Below are 21,431 nucleotides of genomic sequence, written 5' to 3'. Positions count from 1 at the left end.
TGTCCCTCACACCCCGCTTTCAAAACAAAAAACCGTGCAGTGCGCGGTTTTTTGTTTTTAGTCGAGTTGTATTTCGATCTTTCGTTTTTCAATGTCTATGAAAAACCATTTTTCCACAGCAGTATTTGGTATACATTCCTGAATGTCTGAATTGCTTGCATATTTACTCAAAGCGTTATTCCCAAACTTCAAAGTTAGTTCGTATTCAGTCTGTTCGCTTTTGCCTATAAATGCTTTTAATTTAACCTGTCTGTTATCATTTACATACTTTTGAGAATAACATTTTGCGGACTCAGAAAGTAAAACACCATCACACCAAAATGATTTTGTATTCACATTATTAGCGTCTTCAAACGCACTACAAATTTTATATTCGAGAAAGCTACAAAAATCCTGATCTAACATTATTCAATAATTTCGGTTGATATAAGGTAAATATTTTTAAGGACTACTTAATCTTCTTATCATGGAACGTTACCTTGATTATTCATTTACATAATTCTTAGAGGCATTCTGAAATATTCTCTCATCAACTGACTCCTTAAATATATTAGAGTATACAAGGTGGTTATTTTTTCCAAACACAAGTCTGCAGTCAGTTACGAAAGGGCCTTTATAGTGTCTTACTTTAGATAATATTATTTCACCGGGTTTTAAGAATATTTCAGGTTCGTGTGTCGCACAAATGCCTATATCACTTATGTTCTCTCCTACTCTTACCCAATGACCAGGTTTGTCCTTCAATTCCCTGTGAAGGAAATAAACCGAAAAGGTCCTACCCATCCAAACAATGGAGTCGGAAATATTTCTAATAGTAAAAACGGATGCATAATAATTCCGGGTAGAATCGAGTTTTAATTTCCCATCTTTATGAATATATTCCACAGGACTGTTTACAGCAAGTGTTGTATCTACTTCTATTCTTAAATTCATATCTGAGTAAATCCGGCCCGCAGCAAATTTTTCCGGCCAAAACTTGACAGGAGTGCGTCCTCTCCAATATCTTCTGCTTATAGATATCGTATCCTTTATAGGACCAATATAATAAATAGGAAAATCTATGTCATGAACAGGGTCTTGTAAATATTCTGTCGCACGCTGATTGGTATCAGCCAGAATAAAACCTTTCCCTTTAAAAATTGCCAATTCAGGATTATTGCTATTCATACACGAACTGATTAAAAGTACCGCAAAAATAAACGAGGCTATCCGCATATAGTTTCCATAGAAGATTCAAAATTAAAAGTATTCCATACGTTCTTCTTATGTCATTGTACTTGAATGATAGTTGAGTTCATTCTATAAATGAAATATTTTCGTACTCCATTTATGATCTTAGCGGATCATTAAGTTGTGAATTTTTATAATCTGATACCAACAGAATTAATCTCTAAACCTAAAATTCATATTAATTATGGGTTTATAAACCTAAAATTAATGCGAATTTTAGGTTTAGAGTAATTATATTTGCATCAAATGGGGTGCAAATGATCAAAAGAGCTATATACGATCAGATCATCAGTAATCTCTTCAAAGGGAAAGCTATTATCATTACAGGGCCAAGGCAGGTTGGTAAAACCACTTTGCTTCAGGCTATCATGGCTCAAGCTGAAGGTAAAGTACTTTACTTAAACTGTGATGAGCCAGATATCCGGCCAATGCTGACAAGTGTAAGTTCAACATCTCTGAAAGCGCTGATAGGGGATAATACGCTGGTGTTGATAGACGAAGCCCAACGGGTCAAAAACATCGGACTTACCTTAAAACTGTTGGTAGATAACTTCAAAGATATACAGGTCATAGCGACAGGATCTTCTGCATTAGAACTGGCTAATGAGATCAATGAACCTTTGACAGGTCGCAAGCGGGAATATCATTTGTACCCCTTCTCGACCAAAGAAATGGTAACAAATACCACCGTATTACAAGAAACCAGGCTACTGGAGCAACGAATGATCTACGGATTTTACCCTGATATTGTAAATTCACCCGCAGATGCACAAGCCAATCTGCTGGAACTGACTAATAACTACCTTTTCAAGGATGTACTTTCATTACAGGATGTACGCAAACCAGCTTTACTTGAAAGATTACTGGTTGCATTGGCACTGCAGGTAGGTAGTGAAATTTCCTATAATGAAATCGGAAAAACCATCGGCACGGACAACAAAACAGTTGATCGGTACATCGAACTATTGGAAAAATGTTTCGTAGTTTTTCAGGTAGGGGGCTTCAGTCGCAACCTACGCAATGAAATCAAAAAAGGAAAGAAGATCTACTTCTATGATAATGGCATCAGAAATGCACTAATCAAGAATTTTTCACCTCTGGAGTTACGGCAGGATATTGGTTCACTCTTTGAAAACTTTCTCGTCAGCGAAAGGATGAAAGCCAACCATTATAGAAACCATTATGTGAATACCTATTTCTGGCGTACCCACCAGCAACAAGAGGTCGACCTGATTGAAGAATCAGGCGGAAAGTTATATGCCTGGGAGTTTAAGTGGAATGAAAAAGCTAAAGCTAAAATTCCGCAAGCATTTATGGATGCCTACCCCGGCAGCATTACAAATGTTATGAACAGGACTAACTACATGGAGTTTGTGAATATATAATAATACCCAACATCAAACACAATAGATTCAATCTTGTTAATGACATTACCCGTTCCTAATAAGAGCATATATTTCAGTTTCGGATATTACTACAAGAGTATTCTATTTATTAGCATGTACATGCTAATAAATGATTGAATTTCAGATAAATTATCTGTAAACTGGTTCGAACATTGTCCCCGGTAGCCCGCAGAAGCCTTCAAGTCGAAAGATTTGAAGGCTTTTTGCTTTGCGAGCTTATCTTCTTCAAATGGGAAGACTTGTTACAAGTTCTCGGAAAAAGTATCCAGGAAGAAAAATAAGAACGACAATGGCTGAATTAGAGACATCTTGAATGATGTCAATTCTTTAACAAAAGAATTGTTATCAAATGATAACTTTGTTAAAATAAAGAAAGCTATTAAAAACTGCATACAAACTTCCTGAGAAAGTATTTACCGATGAAGTATTCCCTATTCCTATACTTAGCCATCCTGTTATCTGCCTGCCATACAAAAACGATAATAGCAAAAAAGAATCAGCCAGTTCAGGCTGATACAACGCACACAAACAATGAGGAAGATTCTTTTGATTATAACATCATGATAAAAGGGGATTCAGCCCTCCCGAAAGGATTCGCAGTAGATAGCGTTTCATTTCAAGACAGTAGATTGCAAATCACTGCCGATCTTATGTATGCTTATCCACCGTCTTTATCTGCATATAAGCAGCTTGTTGCCAGAACAATCGATACCGCTTTTAAAGAGTTCAAAACGTCAATAGAAAAAAGTATTAAAGAAAGTACTGCTGAAACGCTTTCCCTCTCTGAAGATGAATATACTCAGTTTAGTGTGGAACCACTCAACTTTTATCAGGATGATAATATCGTAAGTCTCAGATTTATTATTTCCATGTATACACCTGGTGCTGCTCACGCTATAAGCGAATTGCGCTCTGTCAATTTTGATAAAAGAACCTCGAAACTATTTAAAGCAAACGATTTCTTCACTTTTAAAACCAGCGAAGATTCCAGCCTTCTTATAAAAATATTCAACAGAAGATTCGACAACTTAGAGGAAAATCTCGCAGAAGGCAATCCCTGGAAATTCTACAATATCAGCGACATAGATTTTAACCTTACCGGAGACACTATATGTTTTAACTTCTCTGATTACGCATTAGGACAAGGCCCATCCATGATGAACTATAAAGTGAGCAAAAAAGAACTGGTAAGTATCATAAATCCTCAGTATCGTTAAAAGAGAATATCTTCTCATCAACAAACTCACTGAATACATTGGAATAAACAACACGGTCGTTACGTCCTAACACAAGTTTGCAATCAGTCTTAAAGGTACCGTTATAGTGTTTTACTTTAGATAGTATCATTTCACAGGGTTTAATGTAAATAGTCGGCTGTCCTGTTCCGCAAAACAGTTCCTGGCTTAAACTATTCTCCATTTGTATCCATTGCCCCTGTCTGTTTTTCAATTCACGATGTATAACTTCATACTCCTGTTTTAGTGCGTTTGACTGTTACTGGTCTTGGGGGGAGCCCCCTTTCAGGGATCAGCGCAGCTAATCCCTCCCTTTCCGTAGATAATATGAAACGCCTTCAAATTGTTGAATTTGAAGGCGTCTTTTATTTTGTCCGCCCGGCCTGGATTTATTATAGAAACGAATTTATTCTGATTGACGAGTAGCCTTCCAGATAAGGGTCAACCCCATAGCTGAAGATTCTTAGAGTAGAAGCGGCCGATTGCACTTACGTGCGCTTGTATTGCAGCAAACCGCTGTTGCGTGTTTGCTTTTTTAATAGTGTTTTTCCACTTCTTTTGTCAGTTTACGTATAGTGCCGTCTGTTGTATTTATTAAGATTGTCGATGAATGACCATCTCCATTTTTCATTATCCACTTTCTGACTTGCCAATAAGAACTATTCTCGATTGTAACAAAGTCAATATCTAAGTCTGGCATTTTAAAATCATATACCCTTGCGATCTCAATTGCTTTATGATATGGTATATTAAGTAAAGTGTCATAATTGACGCTCTTGTGATAATTTCCATTGTCAGAGTAAAATTTCCATCGCCCTATACAAAGTATTTCATCCTTAGTCATTGCCCCTTCTTCTTTCAGCTTTCCGTTTGGATAAAATTTTTTCCAATAATAAATTTTCGTTTGCGTATCTTCTAAAATCTCAATATGCCTTGAGCCTGATTTATATTTACCTCTGACAATAGTAAAATTTAAGCTGTCTTTCCACTCTCTACGTTCATTACCAACGAGAACTGTATCCTCATTAGAATAAATTGGTCCTTTGAAAATAATATCACGTTTTGAAACCTTTTTCGTTTGAGAAAAACAAAGAGACGGAAAAAATAAAAATAAAAGTATTTCTTTCATTTGCTATCTTATTAGAGCTGCTGTCCAAAGTGACGTAACATTATATTTCCACTATTATACGCAATATTTTACCAGGAACATTATTTGCAAATAATTATTTTTAAGCTACTTAACAAAAAGAGTGCGGTTATCACCAGGTAGTGCAATTATAACTTCTTCAGCTAAGTAATCTTTGTGATAGACAAATTGATAAAATAATTTTGACTGAAACAGGTCAGGGGGGCGAATCGGTCTTTCTCCGCAAGTGTAATAAGCAACTATTCTATCCCCTCTTATCCATTCCGGGAAGTATACCATGGACTGGGAAAGTAAGGCATGTAGGGTAGTTGATTGAAAAACTCATTTCCGGTGGTTCTTTCCTGGGTATAATCTGGCTGGTACGAACATATTGAAATTTATTCGCCATGCATCTATATATTCCGATTGTCAGCAGCAATTATTTTTACTAATGAATTCCTGAATTTCAGATAAATCATCTGCAAACGGGTTCGAACTTTGTCCCCAGTAGCCCGCAAGCTTTAAAGCCTTCAAGTCGAAAGATTTGAAGGCTTTTTGCTTTTGTAGAAATGTTTAAAACAGGTATTTTAATGTAGTTAAACTAGTTATTATCTGTTGAGAAATGAGAAATTGAAGGCAAGATAGGCAATAAGTCATATCGTAAAAAAGGAATATCGCTATCCTAAAATCCAGCAATGGATGGAACGGAAATAGTCTCGTAACGATCCTCAACATGAATGGCATCGCTGCTGGCCAGTGGACACCATGACGATTCAAAAACTATTAGGTCATGAAAGTATTGAAACCACGATGATCTATCTGCATGTGGCTAAGCCATCAGAACGTCCACCGCTTAGTCCATTTGACCGGTTGTATGGCAAATAACCCATGCGGCCTGCGTTTGAGGTAGCTACTATACTGTGATGTAGCAATAACGTTGCTGTAGATTGTTTAGTATTTCTTTAATTCTACTTCCAAAGAATCATATTCCTTTTGAAGCTTAATTAACGTAACTGATTTTTTTCCATCAATTGAAACTAATTCTTCTGCAATTTCCAGGCGTTTTGCGGAATTGGTATCAGTTTCCTTTACATTTTCTAAACTGTCCAACTTTTTATAGTAAAATGCTTTTACCTCTTCCATCCCTTCCTTAATAGTTTGTTGCCTATTTACAATTGTTTCTTTCTTGTTTTCACAAGAAGAAAGTATAATGATACTTAGCAAAAGAAAAAATCTCATAAATTTTAATTTTAATAACATTTTTAATTTTTATGCCTAAAACGCACTCCTCAAATTGTATTTAATAGCAGGATGCCAAATTGCTATTTCACACAATATATTTCCGCTATTATACGCTTACATAAGAAAATAATTTTTACAAGCAATTGTTTTTAACTATTGTCCAATATTATCAACTAATTACATGGAAAAATCTCAAAATAGTTTGCTCGTCGTTTCGGCAAATGCGTTAGTTATAATTACAATCTTTGCCTAAATCATAAACAAAATGGTTCAAAAGTTAACCCTCTTTGTCCGCAGATAAAATGAAATAATTAAGTATCATTATACCTGATTATTCCCATCTCTATTTTACAGTTGCTTTTTAAACAGAAGGCAATCAAGACTCCATTTGCCTGAACCTGCAAAAAAGAATGTCGCAAATAATAATAGCAATAAGAATGGCAATGTCTCTTCCCCTAAAATCTTTGCGTTTCCCATTATAAAAGTTATGACTGACATGTTTATAAGCAACAGAATAGATACAACCCTTGTAAATAGCCCAAGAATTAAGAAAATTCCCCCCAATAATTCTGTTGTTTTCCCAACATAGGCCATGAACGAGGGAAGAGGAAAGTGGATATCTTTTAACCATGCTGTATTCCCCTGCATGTGGTCCTTGCTGAAAACTTCCAATCCATATTTCATTATAATAATACCGGTAATCACCCTGAGAATAACAAGCCATTTATCAAAATAGAGGCTGGAAGTAAATAGTTTTCTGATCATAAGCTAATGTTTAAAATAATTTTGATAAGGCAAACCTAATCTACCTGATTTTGAAACCCGGAAACTAACTGTAAAAAAGTGTAAACTGGAATGTAAAATCTTTGTAAACATGCATTCACGGATGTTTTTACTGATTGGAATCATCGTTGTCCCTGCTACAGTTTGGGCTTTTATTAATATGAAAACGTCTACTTCTTTTGATGAAGCTGGAACTAACAGTAAAAGAGTCAAAACAGCTAGGCATATTTACGCGCGATCAGAATCAGCTTATTGATCGGAATAAATTACTGAAAGAAGGATGGGAGGATGAAGGGGGTATCATTGGGTGGAGTTGGATATGTATGTATCTAAACTAAGAAAAAAATTACAAGAAGATCCTGATATAAGTATAACTAATATATATGGGAAAGGTTACCGGTTAAGTAATATGTCTAGTTACCGCCTCCTGATCTACCGATATAACTTTCTTAAAAAAAATTATAATATAATTCAAATTTTCAACGAAAAGGTTCGAAGGTTGTCCCTCTTGGCCCGCAAACTAGAAAGGACAAATTATCGAAAGATAGTTTGTCCTTTCTTCATTTTAATCCAAAGCTACTTTGCTGTCATATCTTTAATAACTTTATCCCGGTGCAATTTACCCCACACAGCCATTTCATCTGTCAGCGGTTTAAGTGACCGGGCATATTCAGTAAGTTCATATTCAACAGTAACAGGCTTAGTTTCCAGCGCAGACCTTGTAATCAGACCGTTTAATTCCAGCTTGTTCAATTCCTTTGAAAGCATTTTGGGGCCTATACCTTCAACGATACGCTGAAGTTCTAGATAACGCTTTTTACCTGATGCCAGGCAAGCTACGATTACCACTCTCCACTTACCATTTAAAATGTACAATGTATCATTTATCGCTTTAAAGTGGCGTTTACAGTCGTCGGATATTTTCCCGTTTTCCAGTTTGTTAACCATGCTCCAAATTTAAATACTTTCTTTCATGGAAGTACTTCCCTGTGGGGAAGTCACCATCATTAAGAGACTGTGCCCATTAGCTTTGCACAAACAAAATTAATTCAATGAACAACAATAAGCCAAGTGGTATTGTCCTTATCGAACAACCGGGAGCACCGGACGTATTGAAATATCAAAACCTAACACTTCAGCACCCCGGCCCTGATGAAGTGCTGATTGCCCAGAAAGCTATAGGAGTAAACTTTTTGGATATATTTTTCAGGAACGGAACTTTTCCGATGAGCCAATATCCTGCGCCCATTGGCTTCGAAGCCTCAGGCATCATTGAAGCAATTGGAACAAATGTCAGCGGTTTTACGGTAGGCGACCGCGTAGCTTATTACGCATCAATCGGGGCCTATGCCGAAAAAAGAGTCATCAACACCAATGAGATATTTAAACTTCCGGAAGATATATCTAACGAACAGGCCGCTGCTGTGATGATAAAAGGTCTTACCGCTCACATGCTGATCAAACAAAGCCACAAGGTTAAATCAGGCCAGGTGGTTTTAATTCATGCCATGACAGGTGGGGTGGGCACGCTATTGAGCCAATGGGGCAGGGCATTGGGAGCTACTGTTATTGGAACTGTAGGTAGTGCAGCAAAAAAAGATTTAGCGGTAAAACGCGGCTTCAATCAGGTCATAGATCTGGGCTCTGAGGATTTTGTTGCTCTCGTTAACCAGTACACCAATGGCAAAGGTGTTGATGTTGTGTATGATGGTACAGGCAAGACTACTTTTGAGAAGTCGTTGACTGTAGTTAAAGATGGCGGAAGTGCTGTATTATACGGATGGCCTTCTGGTATGCCTGATGTAGACAATAAACTGATGCTGCAAAGAAAAATAAAATTTGCACACGATGCACTTAATGACTACCCGCTTTATCAGGACAAAAGTGGAAAGGGAATGCCTGAAATATTCAGTTTGTTAAGGAATGGTGTATTTGAACCGGAACAGTCATTCATCTATTCATTAACAGAGGCAGCTACAGCTCATGCAGATATGGAATCACGCAAAACAACAGGCAGTATTATCCTTAAACCCGATTAAAGCAACGAGCTTCTTGCATCATGATAGAGGGGGCATCTTGAGGGCTTCTTGTTCTGATAAATTTTCTACTTCGCCAATATATCAAACTAAAAGCTTACTGAAAACCGGTCTAATGATTCACAATCAATTGGATTTTCTTCTCTTGCTCTATGACTTATTACGAATATGGAAAACTATGCTCCACACTCCACTATGGTTTATCTCTATATTTGGGAATGGAAGAATTTGGTGAAAAAATCGAAGTAAACAATATGCACTTCTCCTTGCAGGGCAGAATTTGAACCAGCCTGTCGAAAACTTAAGAATATTACTTATGCCTGTTTTTGACGCAGTAAATTCAAACCCTGCTCCACGAATAGTTTCTAATATAATTTCGGTATAAGAATAAGATAAAGCAGTAGAGCTCGAAGCAGGGATTTTTTGTTGCTTCACTTAAATTACCCCAAAAGAGAATGTGATACATAGCATTGAAGTATCATACAGGCAATGCACCTAAATATATTTTAGTCTTTTAGCAGAAGCTTGAGTAAATTGTGCATAATTTTAGACTTGAACGATGTCCAATTTTGAAGCGTTTTTCGATTACATTCAAAAAATATCAGGCAAACTTCTATCAGAAGATGATAAGCATTTATTGACTGCACATTTCAAAACCAGGAAACTCCGAAAGCGGCAATATTTTTTACAGGAAGGGGACGTATGCAAATATATTGGGTTTATTGTAAAAGGATCCGCCAGGACCTTTACGGTAGATGAAAAAGGACATGAACATATACTGAAATTGTCCGTGGAAAATTGGTGGCTGACAGATTTTGAAAGCTTTTATCTATTAACGCCAAGCCGCTTTAATATTGAGGCGCTGGAGGAATTGGAGATCCTGCAATCAACCAACGCGGAAATTGAAGAGTTTCTTAAGAAGATTCCTGCCTTTTCAGCGATGTCGAACGTAATCAGTCAAAACAACACCATTGCAGCCCAGAAAAGAATGCAGGCTATTAACTATTCGGCTGAAGAGCGTTACGAGGAATTGGTCAGCAATTATCCTCATTTTCTGCAGCGGTTCCCGCAAAATATGATCGCTTCTTGCCTTGGTTTATCCTCTGAAACTTTAAGCAGGATAAAGAAAAACGCTTTAAAATAGACCCTTTGGCCATTTCAGGCTTCACTATCATTACAAATAGGCCTGCTAAAATGAATCGCCCGGGGATATTCTCTCCCCACTGATATAAATGCGTCCGACTGATCAATGTCTGGATTTGCAAAGGTAATAGTCTCCTACTTCTGCCAGAGACTCCAATTCGTTATTTGCCAATTTTATACTTCCCTGGATGAGAAAAAGCGCTCAACAATGGAATATATGCCGTTGTGGTCTTTCTGGAATCCTGCATCTTGATCTCTAATCGCTGCATTAAATGGTTGTATTATAAATAGTTGCCGTGTTTTCTTGATTTAAGTCACCACTTCAACTTGACATTTATCGTGTGTATTTTATGATCCGTGTCAGCATGCAGTTCGTTAAGATGCACCAATTTTGAAGTGTAATTCAGAACGGAAAAAACCGTAAGACGTGAATATAATTAATAATAGAAATCATGAGTAAATTAGAAAACAAGGTAGCGGTAGTTACCGGTGCTTCCAAAGGAATAGGTGCAGCTATTGCCAAACATTTTGCTGCTGCAGGCGCAAAGGTTGTTGTAAATTATGCTTCCAGTAAAGAAGGAGCGGACAAAGTGGTTAAAGCGATAACCGATAATGGCGGCACAGCCATTGCGGTAAAGGCCGATGTATCGAACGAAGCCGATGTGATCAGGCTGTTTAAAGAAACTGAGCATGCTTTCGGCACGCTGGATATTTTAGTAAATAACGCGGTATATCAGGGGTATGCGCCTATTGAACAAATTTCAGGAGAAGAATTTCATAAAAGTTTCAACGTCAATGTATTAGGGCCTATATTAACTATTCAGGCAGCGCTGAAACTTTTTGGCGATAAGGGCGGAAACATCATCAATATCAGTTCGGGTGCAAGTAAATACCCTCTTCAAAATGCCTCATTATATTCTTCAACTAAAGCGGCACTGGATGCCTTCACGATTGCTTTATCAAAGGAGTTAGGTATTAAAAACGTTCGTATCAATTCTATTTTGCCGGGCGCTACGGACACGGAAGGAGCAGCCAGCGCTGGCGTCACTGCCGGCAGTGAGTATGAAAAGATGTTTGTCGAAAAAACACCGCTTGGCCGTAGAGGCCAGCCCGCCGATATTGCGAAAGCAGCAGTATTTCTGGCTTCAGATGATGCAGCCTGGATCACCGGTGAGCAAATTTCCGTGTCGGGTGGTATGTACGGTTTTTAAAATCGTAATCCCCAAAAATGAAACTCAATAAGAAATAAACTATGAAATTAATAGGCATCCTTGGAGCAGGGCATATCGGCAAAGCCGCAGCTACTCGATTTTTGGCCAATGATTTTCAGGTCCTGATCAGTAACAGTAAGGGACCTGAAACCCTTACCGATATTGTCTCACAACTGGGAACCGGCGCAAAAGCTGTAACAGCGGCTGAGGCTTCTGCAGCGGATATTATCCTAGTAGCAGTACCCTGGACTAAGGTCAAGGATCTTACCGAACTCACGGACTGGAACGGAAAGATCGTGATCGACGCCACCAATCGTCTAGAATACGGTGCCGGAATTGAAGATGGCGGAGTTTAATTGGCCGTTAAACAGTCAGAATTTTATTAAGCATTAAGTGCACAGGGGCTTTTCAGAACAGGATATTAATGATTTTATCTAAATCATCCACAAAAAGGTTCGAAAACTGTCCCTCGTAGCTCGCAGATATTAAATGGGGATAATTAAGTTTGATTGCTTGATTATTCCCATTTTTGATTTATATAAATCGGGGTTCGGGATAGCTCTTTTTTTAATTGCCTGAGCTATTTACACTTGTATTATAAAGGATGATTCCCCAAAAGAAATTATCAGGTGGTGGCGAATCCCAGTTGTTATAAGCATGTCCCGCATCTGATTTATACCTTAAAAAATAGCTGCCGGCAGGTAGGGTGATTTCCTGGTCTATCTTCTGGTTTTTAAGCGCTCCGCCAGCATGTTTTGCCGGTTGTCCCTGCATCTGCCAGATCGTTTTGCCCGAGGTATCTTCAATCCAGCCATAGTCACACCATGAACTAAAATCTCCCGAACAATTTTCACCCACACCATATACTCTTAGTCGCATAGGTTTTGAAAGTGTAAACTTTTTTGTAAGGTCCTGATTAATATCTGCATTCTGAATAGCAGCAATTATTTCTCCTGCAGGTAATGTGTCCGTGTGATTAAAATTAAGACTCGCATAAATTTCATAAAATTGCTTTGCCTTTATAGTATCACCATTTATGAGAGCCATGGTAGCCTGTGTTACCAGCTCCTTACTATAAAAATCTTTGTAGGAAGAACTGGCTGTAGTTAGACTTTTCCGGATAGTTTGTACAGGAAGATGATAGTCAAGCCGGATAAAATCACTGTCTTTATTAATGCAATATTTGTAGAACAATTGTCCTACCGGTGACAAAAAGAGATCTCCATCAGCCAGAGGAAAAGGCTGACTGAGTTTATCTATATTAGTAAGTACCACCATTGTCATTTTCAGGGAAGGTACTTTTATAAATAATCCTGATTCACCTTGCGTTTGTCCGTAATGCCAGTAAAAGTCAATTCCTCTGTAAGTTTGTGTAAACCATCCAAGACCATAAGGGGAAAGCGCTCCATTTTTGAGCTTGCTGGCAGTAAAAATCTCCTTTTGAGTGTCTGCTGTTACAAACTGGTTTCTATCTATAGCCGCAGAGTATTTCAGCAGATCTTTTATTGTTGTAATCAATCCGCCAAAAGCGCCAAATTCATCAAAGTATTGTGATGCAACGATTTCTCCTTTTTCATTAAGCGCATAAGGTTTTGCCAGTTGTTTAATGGCTGTTTCAAAATAAGGGATCATGCTTTTATTCTGCCGGGTAAAAGTGAAATAAGAGTAAAGGGAGATTCCCGGAGCTGTTGACGACATTTTGAGAGGAGTTACTATATTCTCCATTAACAGCTGATAAAAAGGAATTCCGGAAGCCTTTTCAATAATAGGTGTTAATTTCCCAAATCGATAACCATTGTATTGATAATGTGTGCCTGGTTCCCCTTCAGAGGTATGGGTCAATAAGTTTTTTACGGTAATATGAGTGTTGTCGAGATTTATACCATAAGCCGATATGGGTGTTTCCAAACTTAAATTCTTCCGTTCTACCTGTTGCATAATAAGTGTAGAAGTAAATGTTTTAGTAATGGATGCTACCCGGAACGAGGTATTTGCCGTTGTTTTGATGTGGTTTTCAAGATCTGCATACCCGAATCCCTCTTCAAAAAGTATAGCGTCTCCTTGCATAAAGGCCGCAGCCATACCTGGTATTTTCAGTTCAACACGGATTGAGTCTAATCCTGCAATGATGGTCTGCATAGGTGTTCTTACCTGCGAATGCCCCTCTGCTATAATACCGCAAAAAAAGGTCAGTAGTTCCCCCAAGATCAGCTTATACTTCATGAAGTTAGTTTTGAATACTTATTTTGTTCATCATCAATCAGATCAGGTCTAGTATAATACCCTGAGATAGCCTGATAAAGTAAAGACGTTGAATAAATATAAAGTTGCTCCTTATAAAGTATTCATTTTGAAATGAGATACTTTCCTTTGTTGATAGTATCTTTTACGGGGCCGATATAATAAATAGGGATAATCCATTCAACGTTGCATCTGCCAATATCCGTCTGGTGTATACTTCCAACAGATGAATAACCAGTTGGTCAGCCTAATTCAATATCCATCTGTTGCAACAAACCATCATTAATTACATATATATGCTTTACTTTTCCTTCAAATAAAATATCACCCTTTAAATCCTTTACCAGTTGGTCAACTTCAACTTCTAAAGTCCCATTTTCTCTTTCACGAAAACCAACCGGTGTTACATTCGGGTCAATCTCTTTCCATTGTCTTTCCCAATAAGCTCTGACTTCATCATGCCCGTTTGCATGGTCTCCTTCCCAAGCCCTTGCCCATTTAACTTCCAGATGCATGACCAGGAGTATCGCGTCAATGTCCCTGGCGTTAAAAGCGGCATAAGTATTTTTAATCAGAGTTTGATTTTTAAGCATTTGTTCTTCATTCATGATATGCAGATTTACTTATTAAACTCTAATTGCAGACGTGGATTTAATCCGCATCCCCTAACACCTCGTCTACCATACCGTATTCTTTAGCTTCTGGTCCTGTCATCCAATAGTCCCGGTCAGATGCTTTATGGACCCAGTCCTGGGTCTGACCGCTATGTTTGGAGATGATCTTATACAGATCCTGCCTTACCTTTACTACTTGTTGTGCGGTAATTTCGATATCTGCGGAAACGCCCTGCACTCCGCCGGAAGGCTGGTGAATCATCACGCGCGAATGCCGTAGCACTGCACGCTTTCCTGCTTTGCCCGCGCAAAGTAAAACAGCACTCATGGAAAAGGCCATACCAATACAAATGGTACCCACGTCAGGTGTGATCAATTGCATAGTATCATAAATACCCATGCCCGAATAGACATCACCACCAGGGGAATTGATATAAAGCTGGATATCCTTTTTAGCATCTACTGATTGCAGAAAAAGTAATTGCGCCTGAATTATATTTGCCATCCTGTCTGCAACAGGTTCGCCTAAAAAAATGATCCGATCCATCATCAGGCGGGAAAAAACATCCATCTGTGCTATATTAAGTTGCCGTTCCTCTGTAATGTAAGGCGTCATGTTTTTGGGGATAGCTATTGTACTGTTCAGGTACCTGTCCACATGCTGGCTACCTATGCGGTGATGTTTAACCGCATATTTTCTAAATTCTTTACGACCTGTGTCCATGGTTTATTGCTATTTAAAGAGGTTAGCGATGCGCTGCATATAGCCCCGGTATTGTGGAGCAGCAGCTAATTTTTCTTGTACAGCAACAATCTCGTCCTTTATCTTTTGGCGGCTATATTGTCTGATAATCTCATAAGCGCTTTGTTGATGCTGTATTTCGTTTATCAAATCGTTGTTCAGTAAAATGTTCGCCTCAAACAAAATCGCATCAGCAGGGGCCATGTGGCCCAAAAGATAATCGTCAATAGCTTTGATGTTATTCAATGAAGTCCGCATAGTTCAATGAGTGTTGTTTAATTGTTTCTCTGACTTTCTCCAGGCATTTATATTTTGCCACCGTTGCCGAATGTTTGCCAGAGTAGCCAAACAGCGCAGCGACATTATCTACCGGCAAATGATCGTAATAATAAGCCTTAAGCAATTCCATACATTTCTTACCTGCAGTTTCAAGGTAATGCAGTATTTTCTCTGTGGCCAGTTGCTCCTCAGGTACAACTTCGATGTTCTGATCATTTAAGGGCTGGTTCTTATTGCTTGCTTTAAAACGCTGCAACCATAGTCTTTTAGCAATTCCCATCAAATAGGCTTTCTCGCTTATAATGATTTCAGGTTGTGTGGACACAGCTTTTTCGTAATATATAACCAGCGAATCCTGAAAAATATCCTGTGCTTCTTCAAGGCTTCCCCCCATCCTCGCTACATAACGCGCAACTATGGGAAACGCCTTTTTGTAAATTGCCCAAAAAAAAGCTTCACGCTGTTTAACCGTTGATAAACTATGATTATTCATTGCTATCATGAGTGTTTATAACTATGTGTATTATATGCATGAAATATCACCCGGAAATTACGAATATTTAAAAAAATGGGTGGTATGGATGAAGGGGACGCAGGGATAGGAGCAAAGCTGCCAATAGCCTCACCATTGACCATACCAGATCTTGTGTTCATTTTCGGCTAATGCCGTTGTCGAAATAGATCTTGAAGTAAACCTTTAATCCCTATTTTGCTGGAATTCCATATCTACCCCAAATTGTGCTATCATTACCTGATTCTATTTATTGATGGTCCGCTATTACTTTCATCTCTTTGCATTGATTAAAAACCATTGATATGCGAATAGTAACTTTAGAGGAACATGTATCGTTTCCGGAAATGGGAGCGCACTTGCCGGATAATATATTGGAAAGCAGGAAACAATCAGAGGCTGCATTGCAAATGCAGGCAAAACTAGCGGACATTACAGGTGAACGTTTGAATTCGATGAAGGCGTCCGGTATATCCATGCAGGTGCTTTCGGTAGAAAGTACGGATGTTTACCTGCTGCCGGATGGTCTTGCGCCGGATTTTGCCTCAAAATATAACGATTTGCTGGCTGATAGAATGAAAGGGCATCCTGAATTTTTTACGGCATTTGCTCTTTTGCCAATGACGACACCGGAAGCTGCGGCAGACGAATTGGAGCGTACTGTAAAAACATATGGCTTTCGTGGTGCGATGATTAGAGGGCTAATAAACGGAGAGTTTCTGGATGCCCCCAAATTTGCTCCGGTTTTTGAACGGGCTGAAAAATTGGGTGTTCCCATTTATATTCATCCTGGCGTTCCGCCGAAAGAAGTAATAAATGCTTATTATAGCAATATAGGTGATACTACAGGGCCAAATGAAGCTATTGCATGTTATGGCTGGGGATGGCATTCAGAAACAGCGATACAAATACTGCGCCTTTTGGTGGCTGGGATTTTTGATACTTATCCGCAGCTAAAAATAATCATAGGCCATATGGGTGAAATGCTGCCTATGATGTGGGGAAGGTCGAACAGAATATTTCATCCTGGCAATGGTGGAAAAAACAAACGTACACTTGTTGATACTTTCAGGGACCAACTTTATATTACTACCAGTGGTTTTTTCACACAACCACCGCTACAACTTGCCATAGACACTGTTGGCATAGACAATATATTGTTTTCTGTAGATTATCCTTTCAGCAGTAATCAGATGGGGATCGACTTTTTGAATAACATTCCACTTCCTGTTGACCAGGTTGCCAAAATTGCTCACGGAAATGCAGACAGATTACTGAGACTTTAATGTATAAAAGCTGGTGAGAAAGGATAATTTTGTTGTATGAAGCGTGTTCCAGTACATAAATTACAGGACAGAAGTAGCCTTGGCTTTAAGCTGAAGTCATTTTCCCAGGAAAAGACCGATCGCAGACAGTCTGCGGATTCAGACGCACACCGGGATGATCATTATATATTTTTTATCATGATGGAAGGATCGGGGGCTGCTATTGTAGACTTTGAGGAGAAAACTGTTGGTCCCAATCAGTTGTATTATATCTTACCTGAACAAATACACCATCGGATCAGATCATATAATGCAAAAGGATGGTTCATAGCTGCAGATCCTGCTTTGGTAGACCCCGAATGCCGGAATATTATTGAAAGCTGGTCAGGCTTCCAGGAACCAATTACATTAGCGCCTGATGAGATAAAGGATTATGATCTGCTGCTGAGTATTCTATATCACCAGACATGCAAGCAGCTCCAGGAGGCTGACCGGTTGTCACTGCTTCATTCATTATTGCGCTCTTTCTTTGAAATGGCTGCCAGCACTATTCGTTTGTATTCAAAAGTGGAAGCTAATAATTCAAGGCCTGCAATATTATCCATGCAGTTCAAAAAACTGCTCAATGAAAATATAAGAGCGTATAAAAGTCCTGCTGACTACGCAGATATGCTCCATATTTCGGAGCCTTATCTAAATGAGTCACTAAAGAAAATTACAGGCTCCACCGTTTCATTTTGGATAAAATTCACCATTGTCACAGAAGCCAAACGGCTTTTATATTTCACCAACCTGAACGTAAAACAAATAGCGGGTGATCTCGGCTTTGAAAACCATTCCTACTTTTCCCGGTTCTTTTACAAGGAAACCGGGATGACCGCTCTGACTTTTCGTAAAAAAAACAGAGGTGATAAGAAAACGGTTGATGACAGGAGTGTATCATAATTGTGGTCTATTCTGGCAGAGATTGGCACAAAACTACTCATCATATCTACCCTTGTCCGCTTCCGATCAACGATTTACAGCTAAAGTAGGTGTCTCTGCCCCCACTTGAGATAAAACCTATATTGAGGGCTTGGTTCTAACCTTTTCTGTTTTTTTTTGACGTTTAAAAAACTCAATTCGTTTCTTATACTCCGTTTCACTTTGTTGCTTTGTCCTGGAGTCCCAATTTGTTCTCTTTTGATCTATTGAAATAGCCAAAGTAGCACAGTCAATCGCTTCTTCATATTTCTTTTGCATTTCCAGGATGTCAATTTTTTGTCTGTAGTACCAGGATTCACTTTTCATTGCAATTGCCTTGTCAATAAGTACCAACGCTCGATCTAAATCCTTGTTCAGGTAATAATAGTACTCTGCAGCCGCCGCGTATTCGTCTGAATTTCGTGACTTATCTGTCAACAGATATTGTTGAATAAAATCATTGACTAGTTTGTCAGATTCTGTTTTTACCTGGAATGAAATCTGGGTATTCTCCCACGAAAGGTAGACGATGGCATTGTTTGGTACTATGTCGATGTCTATGGTTAGGGATTCGTAGTATCGATCTGTCGGGTGCGCCTTTACTTTGAATCGAATTATATCCTTTGTCGCGTCATACGAAGTTACTCCGTAAAGAGCCGTGTCCTTATTCAATATCACAGTCCATTCGCTTCTGCCTGGAATAGTAAAGATTGAGTAGGTCCCTTTGCTTATGTTTTTATTGCCGATAACAACAGCCTTACTGAATCCAATCTTTGTACAATTTCCTGCACCAGTTCTCCACAATTTGTCGTACTTGACTAATTCGCCAAATACTTTGCGCCCTCGGGCTGCTGGTCTCTCGTAGTCTACGGAAATGTCTGTTAGTCCGATCTTTTGCTCAATTCTTCCTTTCGGACTTAGACCAGGAAAGATTGTTTGCGAAAAAGAAACAAATGTCACAGCTAGAAAAAATATAATTAAAAGTATCCTCATTTTTAGTCTTTTTCGATACCACAATCCCGGACAGCATCTTGCCCATAACATTTTATTTCCGTTATTATACATTACTTCCATGAGAAAAAAATTTGCAAACAATTATTTTTACCTATTGTTCAATATTATCAACTAATTACATAGAGAAATCTCAAGATAGTTTGCTCGTCGTTTCGGCAAATGCGTTAGTTAAAATGGTTCGAAAGTTGTCCCTCTTCGCCTGCAGATAAAATGGATATCTTTTAACCATGCCGTATTCCCCTCCATGTGCTCCTGCTGAAAACTTCCAGTCCGTATTTCACTATAATGATGCCGGTGATCGCCCTGAGAATAATGAGCCATCTATCAAGGTAGAGGCTGGACGTAAATGATTTTCTGATCATAAGTTAATGTTTAATAAAACAAACCTAATCTACCTGATTTTTAAACTCTGAAACTAATTGTAAAAAAATGTAAATTGGAATGTAAAATCTTTGTAAACATGTATTCACGGATGTTTCTACTGATTGGAATCATCGTTATTTTTGCTTTTATTAATACGAGAACATCTACTTCTTTAGCGCTAATATTACAAGAACTTTTACTACCATTATCACATTTACAGTAATCGGGTTTTTCCCTTTTAGTTCAATCGTCCTATCCCGGATAGTAGTTATATTTGTTATTATTAACCTTGTACCCGATCGGAGAGCAATCAAAAGTACCCGCGAATACTGGAAATAATCTCTCTTATCCCAATATTACCTTATGAGATTAAGTAAGTATTATCAGCAAGCGATTCTCTACCCATTCCTGATTACAGTTGTAATTACCTCCATTTTTACAGTTATAGAAAACAAGAATTACAAAAGTGAATGGCTGACGGCTGAAGCGGTCACAATGATGACAATCGTGTATATAATTTTATACTGTTTGTTTCTTTGTGTATTATGTCTGACTATTTTTTTGTGCAAACTGGAAGTGGTACGGGATAACCGGTTATTGACTGTTTTAAGCTGGTTTTTATTGCCCTTGTCTCCCACTGTATTAATAGTCCTTAAGGATTTTAGCTATTATCTGGACATCGGATTATCCTCAGCAGGTAGCGACTTGCTGTATTTAGCATTTTTGAACGGGCCATTTATAACCGGACTGACCTGGGCGTTTATACGCTACAGGAAAGCAATGAAGTTGAGCTGACAGTCGGTCTTTTCAAATCAAGACGATTGGCCCCTTTTTCATTTTCAGCTACAACATAAAACAGGATAGGTATATTTGAAGAAAATAAATTTGCAGGCAATTTCTCTAACCGCTCCATGGAAATATATAATCTGATTTTAAAAAATATAAATAAACACATCACTCTTACCAGAGAAGAGGAAGAGCATTTTATTTCCATCCTGACCTATAAAGAAATACCCAAAAGAACAACTATACTGGCGGAAGGACAGATTTGTAACCAACTAAGCTATATTCATTCAGGCGCTTTAAGATCCTATTGTCTTGACGAAGGAGGTAAGGAGTCTACTATTATGTTTGCTATGGCTGACTGGTGGCTGACGGATATGTATTGCTTTCTGAATGAAAAGCCCAGCATGACCTTCATAGAGACCATAGAAGACAGTATCGTTTTCAACTTAAGTAAAAATAATTTTGATCATTTATTCACTGCCATTCCCGGTTTTGAACGCTTTTTCCGGATACTGATGCAGAACGCCTATACACGGGAACAACTACGTACCATAGAAAACCTCACGCTTAAGGCAGAAGAGCGCTACTACCGGTTTCTAAACAAATATCCTCAAATGGCGGGTAAGGTAACGCAAAAACAAATTGCTTCTTACCTTGGCATTACGCCGGAGTTTTTAAGTGGCATCCGTAAAAAACAGCTGCGCAGAGAATAACTTAAACTACCTTAAGATAATTTTGCCCGATTCTGTTTTCTTTTGTAAAAAACAAGCGCTCATGTTAATTCTTATTGCCGGTCCTTATCGCAGCGGGACAAATGATGATCCTGTATTAATGAAGAAAAACCTCGAGAAGCTGGAATCTGTTGCCTTGCCTTTATTTAGAAAAGGACATATCCCTTTTATTGGAGAATGGATGGCGTTGCCATTAATTCGCCTGGCTGGCTCTCAGCAACCTGGCGACAAAGCATGGGAAGAAATTCAATATCCGGTAGCACACCGGATGTTAGAAAAATGTGATGCTGTTCTTCGACTGGAAGGTGCATCTAAAGGTGCCGACGAAGATGTAAGAAAAGCCAGCGCGCGCGGATTGAAGGTTTATTACAACCTGGACGAGGTGCCGGATGCAGAAAACGAATAATGAACTTTTACCAGTTATATTCATGTCCAGCTAAAAAAGGAACAATTCTTTCTAGCGTGATTTGTTCCTTTTTTAGCTGGCAACAACCTGGACAATTTGCGATT

Annotated in this window: 24 protein-coding genes; 11 read left to right on the top strand and 13 right to left on the bottom strand. The window is 38.5% G+C overall.

Annotated features, from left to right (window positions below):
• Nucleotides 1-57: 57 nt before the first annotated feature.
• Nucleotides 58-405, bottom strand: coding sequence for a hypothetical protein (locus GO495_RS31060; protein WP_157303849.1), 348 nt, complete (start codon nt 403-405; stop codon nt 58-60).
• Between the two features lie 78 nt (nt 406-483).
• Nucleotides 484-1,167 (bottom strand): hypothetical protein, encoded by a 684-nt coding sequence (locus GO495_RS31055; protein WP_157303848.1) that lies wholly within the window; start codon nt 1,165-1,167, stop codon nt 484-486.
• 320 nt (nt 1,168-1,487) lie between these two features.
• On the opposite strand from GO495_RS31055, the gene GO495_RS31050 reads away from it, so the two are divergent.
• The gene (locus GO495_RS31050; protein WP_157303847.1) at nt 1,488-2,615 is read left to right on the top strand and encodes an ATP-binding protein; all 1,128 of its coding nucleotides are present in this window, start codon (nt 1,488-1,490) and stop codon (nt 2,613-2,615) included.
• A gap of 440 nt (nt 2,616-3,055) precedes the next feature.
• The gene (locus GO495_RS31045) at nt 3,056-3,853 is read left to right on the top strand and encodes a hypothetical protein (protein WP_157303846.1); all 798 of its coding nucleotides are present in this window, start codon (nt 3,056-3,058) and stop codon (nt 3,851-3,853) included.
• Nucleotides 3,854-4,406: 553 nt separating this feature from the next.
• On the opposite strand, the gene GO495_RS31035 is transcribed toward GO495_RS31045, so the two are convergent.
• Nucleotides 4,407-5,000 carry a toxin-antitoxin system YwqK family antitoxin gene (locus GO495_RS31035; RefSeq protein ID WP_157303844.1) on the bottom strand — a complete coding sequence of 198 codons (594 nt, stop codon included), beginning with the start codon at nt 4,998-5,000 and terminating at the stop codon, nt 4,407-4,409.
• 762 nt (nt 5,001-5,762) lie between these two features.
• On the opposite strand from GO495_RS31035, the gene GO495_RS32800 reads away from it, so the two are divergent.
• Nucleotides 5,763-5,882, top strand: a complete 120-nt coding sequence (locus tag GO495_RS32800) for a tyrosine-type recombinase/integrase (RefSeq protein WP_157303843.1) — start codon at nt 5,763-5,765, stop codon at nt 5,880-5,882.
• Between the two features lie 66 nt (nt 5,883-5,948).
• Here the strand turns inward: GO495_RS32800 and GO495_RS31025 are convergent, their stop codons facing one another.
• The 3 genes from GO495_RS31025 to GO495_RS31010 form a co-directional block, all read right to left on the bottom strand.
• Nucleotides 5,949-6,236: a hypothetical protein gene (locus tag GO495_RS31025; RefSeq protein WP_157303842.1), complete on the bottom strand. Its 288-nt coding sequence runs from the start codon at nt 6,234-6,236 to the stop codon at nt 5,949-5,951.
• 351 nt (nt 6,237-6,587) lie between these two features.
• On the bottom strand, nt 6,588-7,004 hold the full coding sequence (locus GO495_RS31020) for a DoxX family protein (RefSeq protein WP_157303841.1): 417 nt from the start codon (nt 7,002-7,004) through the stop codon (nt 6,588-6,590).
• Nucleotides 7,005-7,598: 594 nt separating this feature from the next.
• Nucleotides 7,599-7,970, bottom strand: coding sequence for a winged helix-turn-helix transcriptional regulator (locus GO495_RS31010; RefSeq protein WP_157303840.1), 372 nt, complete (start codon nt 7,968-7,970; stop codon nt 7,599-7,601).
• 104 nt (nt 7,971-8,074) lie between these two features.
• Here GO495_RS31010 and GO495_RS31005 point away from each other — a divergent pair, with 104 nt between their 5' ends.
• From GO495_RS31005 to GO495_RS30990, 4 genes are all read left to right on the top strand, one after another.
• Nucleotides 8,075-9,061 carry a quinone oxidoreductase family protein gene (locus tag GO495_RS31005; protein WP_157303839.1) on the top strand — a complete coding sequence of 329 codons (987 nt, stop codon included), beginning with the start codon at nt 8,075-8,077 and terminating at the stop codon, nt 9,059-9,061.
• 556 nt (nt 9,062-9,617) lie between these two features.
• Complete coding sequence (locus GO495_RS31000) at nt 9,618-10,202, top strand: Crp/Fnr family transcriptional regulator (RefSeq protein ID WP_157303838.1); 585 nt, start codon at nt 9,618-9,620, stop codon at nt 10,200-10,202.
• Nucleotides 10,203-10,653: 451 nt separating this feature from the next.
• Complete coding sequence (locus tag GO495_RS30995; RefSeq protein ID WP_157303837.1) at nt 10,654-11,412, top strand: SDR family NAD(P)-dependent oxidoreductase; 759 nt, start codon at nt 10,654-10,656, stop codon at nt 11,410-11,412.
• Between the two features lie 41 nt (nt 11,413-11,453).
• Nucleotides 11,454-11,768, top strand: coding sequence for an NAD(P)-binding domain-containing protein (locus GO495_RS30990; RefSeq protein ID WP_157303836.1), 315 nt, complete (start codon nt 11,454-11,456; stop codon nt 11,766-11,768).
• A 211-nt stretch (nt 11,769-11,979) separates the two neighbouring features.
• Here GO495_RS30990 and GO495_RS30985 read toward each other — a convergent pair whose 3' ends face one another.
• The 5 genes from GO495_RS30985 to GO495_RS30965 form a co-directional block, all read right to left on the bottom strand.
• Nucleotides 11,980-13,635 carry a serine hydrolase domain-containing protein gene (locus GO495_RS30985; protein WP_157303835.1) on the bottom strand — a complete coding sequence of 552 codons (1,656 nt, stop codon included), beginning with the start codon at nt 13,633-13,635 and terminating at the stop codon, nt 11,980-11,982.
• 260 nt (nt 13,636-13,895) lie between these two features.
• Nucleotides 13,896-14,261, bottom strand: a complete 366-nt coding sequence (locus GO495_RS30980) for a nuclear transport factor 2 family protein (RefSeq protein WP_205691365.1) — start codon at nt 14,259-14,261, stop codon at nt 13,896-13,898.
• A 43-nt stretch (nt 14,262-14,304) separates the two neighbouring features.
• The gene (locus GO495_RS30975; protein WP_157303834.1) at nt 14,305-14,991 is read right to left on the bottom strand and encodes an ATP-dependent Clp protease proteolytic subunit; all 687 of its coding nucleotides are present in this window, start codon (nt 14,989-14,991) and stop codon (nt 14,305-14,307) included.
• A 9-nt stretch (nt 14,992-15,000) separates the two neighbouring features.
• The gene (locus tag GO495_RS30970; protein WP_157303833.1) at nt 15,001-15,267 is read right to left on the bottom strand and encodes a hypothetical protein; all 267 of its coding nucleotides are present in this window, start codon (nt 15,265-15,267) and stop codon (nt 15,001-15,003) included.
• The gene (locus GO495_RS30965) at nt 15,248-15,790 is read right to left on the bottom strand and encodes an RNA polymerase sigma factor (RefSeq protein WP_240915392.1); all 543 of its coding nucleotides are present in this window, start codon (nt 15,788-15,790) and stop codon (nt 15,248-15,250) included. Before GO495_RS30965 ends, GO495_RS30970 begins: the two co-directional genes overlap by 20 nt.
• 314 nt (nt 15,791-16,104) lie before the next feature.
• Here GO495_RS30965 and GO495_RS30960 point away from each other — a divergent pair, with 314 nt between their 5' ends.
• On the top strand, nt 16,105-17,085 hold the full coding sequence (locus GO495_RS30960; RefSeq protein ID WP_157303832.1) for an amidohydrolase family protein: 981 nt from the start codon (nt 16,105-16,107) through the stop codon (nt 17,083-17,085).
• A 36-nt stretch (nt 17,086-17,121) separates the two neighbouring features.
• Nucleotides 17,122-18,009: a helix-turn-helix domain-containing protein gene (locus GO495_RS30955; protein ID WP_157303831.1), complete on the top strand. Its 888-nt coding sequence runs from the start codon at nt 17,122-17,124 to the stop codon at nt 18,007-18,009.
• Between the two features lie 117 nt (nt 18,010-18,126).
• Here GO495_RS30955 and GO495_RS30950 read toward each other — a convergent pair whose 3' ends face one another.
• Both GO495_RS30950 and GO495_RS30945 read right to left on the bottom strand, forming a co-directional pair.
• On the bottom strand, nt 18,127-19,101 hold the full coding sequence (locus GO495_RS30950; RefSeq protein ID WP_157303830.1) for a DUF2911 domain-containing protein: 975 nt from the start codon (nt 19,099-19,101) through the stop codon (nt 18,127-18,129).
• A gap of 161 nt (nt 19,102-19,262) precedes the next feature.
• Nucleotides 19,263-19,403: a hypothetical protein gene (locus GO495_RS30945; protein ID WP_157303829.1), complete on the bottom strand. Its 141-nt coding sequence runs from the start codon at nt 19,401-19,403 to the stop codon at nt 19,263-19,265.
• A gap of 912 nt (nt 19,404-20,315) precedes the next feature.
• On the opposite strand from GO495_RS30945, the gene GO495_RS30940 reads away from it, so the two are divergent.
• Nucleotides 20,316-20,903 carry a Crp/Fnr family transcriptional regulator gene (locus tag GO495_RS30940; RefSeq protein ID WP_157303828.1) on the top strand — a complete coding sequence of 196 codons (588 nt, stop codon included), beginning with the start codon at nt 20,316-20,318 and terminating at the stop codon, nt 20,901-20,903.
• Between the two features lie 61 nt (nt 20,904-20,964).
• A complete protein-coding gene (locus GO495_RS30935; RefSeq protein WP_157303827.1) occupies nt 20,965-21,327 on the top strand; it encodes a DUF4406 domain-containing protein in 363 nt (120 codons plus the stop codon).
• Nucleotides 21,328-21,431: the final 104 nt, after the last annotated feature.

Origin of the sequence: Chitinophaga oryziterrae, from assembly GCF_009758125.1 — a bacterium.
GTDB lineage: Bacteria > Bacteroidota > Bacteroidia > Chitinophagales > Chitinophagaceae > Chitinophaga > Chitinophaga oryziterrae.
Note: the sequence above shows the minus strand (reverse complement) of the source record. Positions and strands in the feature narration are given on the sequence as shown.

Coding starts and splice junctions, on each gene's coding strand:
- GO495_RS31020 (WP_157303841.1), bottom strand. CDS start 7,004: ATGATCAGAAAACTATTTACTTCCAGCCTCTATTTTGATAAATGGCTT.
- GO495_RS31055 (WP_157303848.1), bottom strand. CDS start 1,167: ATGAATAGCAATAATCCTGAATTGGCAATTTTTAAAGGGAAAGGTTTT.
- GO495_RS30985 (WP_157303835.1), bottom strand. CDS start 13,635: ATGAAGTATAAGCTGATCTTGGGGGAACTACTGACCTTTTTTTGCGGT.
- GO495_RS30970 (WP_157303833.1), bottom strand. CDS start 15,267: ATGCGGACTTCATTGAATAACATCAAAGCTATTGACGATTATCTTTTG.
- GO495_RS31010 (WP_157303840.1), bottom strand. CDS start 7,970: ATGGTTAACAAACTGGAAAACGGGAAAATATCCGACGACTGTAAACGC.
- GO495_RS30940 (WP_157303828.1), top strand. CDS start 20,316: ATGGAAATATATAATCTGATTTTAAAAAATATAAATAAACACATCACT.
- GO495_RS30990 (WP_157303836.1), top strand. CDS start 11,454: ATGAAATTAATAGGCATCCTTGGAGCAGGGCATATCGGCAAAGCCGCA.
- GO495_RS30960 (WP_157303832.1), top strand. CDS start 16,105: ATGCGAATAGTAACTTTAGAGGAACATGTATCGTTTCCGGAAATGGGA.
- GO495_RS30965 (WP_240915392.1), bottom strand. CDS start 15,790: ATGATAGCAATGAATAATCATAGTTTATCAACGGTTAAACAGCGTGAA.
- GO495_RS30995 (WP_157303837.1), top strand. CDS start 10,654: ATGAGTAAATTAGAAAACAAGGTAGCGGTAGTTACCGGTGCTTCCAAA.
- GO495_RS30945 (WP_157303829.1), bottom strand. CDS start 19,403: ATGATCAGAAAATCATTTACGTCCAGCCTCTACCTTGATAGATGGCTC.
- GO495_RS30950 (WP_157303830.1), bottom strand. CDS start 19,101: ATGGAAGTAATGTATAATAACGGAAATAAAATGTTATGGGCAAGATGC.
- GO495_RS31050 (WP_157303847.1), top strand. CDS start 1,488: ATGATCAAAAGAGCTATATACGATCAGATCATCAGTAATCTCTTCAAA.
- GO495_RS31060 (WP_157303849.1), bottom strand. CDS start 405: ATGTTAGATCAGGATTTTTGTAGCTTTCTCGAATATAAAATTTGTAGT.
- GO495_RS31035 (WP_157303844.1), bottom strand. CDS start 5,000: ATGAAAGAAATACTTTTATTTTTATTTTTTCCGTCTCTTTGTTTTTCT.
- GO495_RS31025 (WP_157303842.1), bottom strand. CDS start 6,236: ATGAGATTTTTTCTTTTGCTAAGTATCATTATACTTTCTTCTTGTGAA.
- GO495_RS31005 (WP_157303839.1), top strand. CDS start 8,075: ATGAACAACAATAAGCCAAGTGGTATTGTCCTTATCGAACAACCGGGA.
- GO495_RS30935 (WP_157303827.1), top strand. CDS start 20,965: ATGTTAATTCTTATTGCCGGTCCTTATCGCAGCGGGACAAATGATGAT.
- GO495_RS31045 (WP_157303846.1), top strand. CDS start 3,056: ATGAAGTATTCCCTATTCCTATACTTAGCCATCCTGTTATCTGCCTGC.
- GO495_RS31000 (WP_157303838.1), top strand. CDS start 9,618: ATGTCCAATTTTGAAGCGTTTTTCGATTACATTCAAAAAATATCAGGC.
- GO495_RS32800 (WP_157303843.1), top strand. CDS start 5,763: ATGACGATTCAAAAACTATTAGGTCATGAAAGTATTGAAACCACGATG.
- GO495_RS30975 (WP_157303834.1), bottom strand. CDS start 14,991: ATGGACACAGGTCGTAAAGAATTTAGAAAATATGCGGTTAAACATCAC.
- GO495_RS30980 (WP_205691365.1), bottom strand. CDS start 14,261: ATGAATGAAGAACAAATGCTTAAAAATCAAACTCTGATTAAAAATACT.
- GO495_RS30955 (WP_157303831.1), top strand. CDS start 17,122: ATGAAGCGTGTTCCAGTACATAAATTACAGGACAGAAGTAGCCTTGGC.